1 pseudogene is annotated in these 1294 nt (G+C 65.0%); it reads right to left on the bottom strand.

The features are described from left to right. Window positions 1–1280, bottom strand: a pseudogene (locus AB4Z38_RS25580) (pyruvate dehydrogenase (acetyl-transferring), homodimeric type); the annotation flags it as partial. Between the last annotated feature and the right edge of the window lie 14 nt (window positions 1281–1294).

Raw genomic sequence — 1294 nt, 5'->3', positions numbered from 1 at the left:
GTGAGTTTCTTCATTTGGTGGGTCGCGTTGCGGCCCTCGAAGTGGGGTCCGAGTCCGTAGCCCTTGACGGTCTTGGCCAGGATCACGGTGGGTTTGCCCTTGAACTCGGCCGCGGCCTTGTACGCGGCGTAGACCTTGCGGTAGTCGTGGCCGCCGCGTTTGAGGTTCCAGATCTGCTCGTCGTCCAGGTCCGCGACCATGTCCTTGGTGGCCGGGGTCTTGCCGAAGAAGTGTTCGCGGACGAACCCGCCGGATTCGGCCTTGTAGGTCTGGTAGTCCCCGTCGACGGTTTCGTTCATGATCTTCACCAGGGACCCGTCGGTGTCGCGGGCCAGGAGCTCGTCCCATTCCCGGCCCCAGACGACCTTGATGACGTTCCAGCCCGCGCCGCGGAAGAACGCTTCGAGTTCCTGCATGATCTTCCCRTTGCCCCGGACCGGCCCGTCCAGGCGCTGGAGGTTGCAGTTGATCACGAAGTTCAGGTTGTCCAGGTTCTCGTTCGCGGCGAGCTGGAGCAGGCCGCGGGACTCGGGCTCGTCCATTTCCCCGTCGCCCAGGAACGCCCAGACCTGCTGGTCACTGGTGTCTTTCAGGCCGCGGTCGTGCAGGTAGCGGTTGGACTGGGCCTGGTAGATCGCGTTCATCGGGCCGATGCCCATGGACACGGTCGGGAATTCCCAGAACGAGGGCATCAGGCGCGGGTGCGGGTAGGAGGAGAGSGCGTGGCCTTCCTTGGACTTTTCCTGCCGGAACCCGTCCAGGTCCTCCTCGGAGAGCCGGCCCTCCATGAACGCCCGGGCGTACATGCCCGGGGACGCGTGGCCCTGGAAGAAGACCTGGTCCCCGCCGGAGGCGTGGTCCTTGCCGCGGAAGAAATGGTTGAAGCCGACCTCATACAGGGTCGCGGCCCCGGCATAGGTGGAGATGTGCCCGCCCACCCCGATATCGGCCCGCTGCGCCCGGTGCACCATCACGGCCGCGTTCCAGCGCATGTACGCCCGGTACCGGCGCTCGAACTCCTCGTTGCCCGGGAACGGCGCTTCCTGGTCCGCCGGGATCGTGTTCACGTAATCGGTGGTCGTCACCATCGGCACCCCCACCGACTGGGACCCCGCCCGCTGAAGCAGGCTGCGCATGATGAACTGCGCCCGCTCCGTGCCCTGCTCCCTGATCAACGCATCCAAAGACTCAACCCACTCGGCAGTCTCTTCCGGATCACGATCAGGCAGCTGGGAAGTCAACCCGCTAAGGATGTGTGAGGTCTCTTCTCCTGCAGCCACGTCCAACCTCTCTT

It is taken from the genome of Arthrobacter sp. 2RAF6 (genome assembly GCF_052115205.1).
GTDB lineage: Bacteria > Actinomycetota > Actinomycetes > Actinomycetales > Micrococcaceae > Arthrobacter.
Note: the sequence above shows the minus strand (reverse complement) of the source record. Positions and strands in the feature narration are given on the sequence as shown.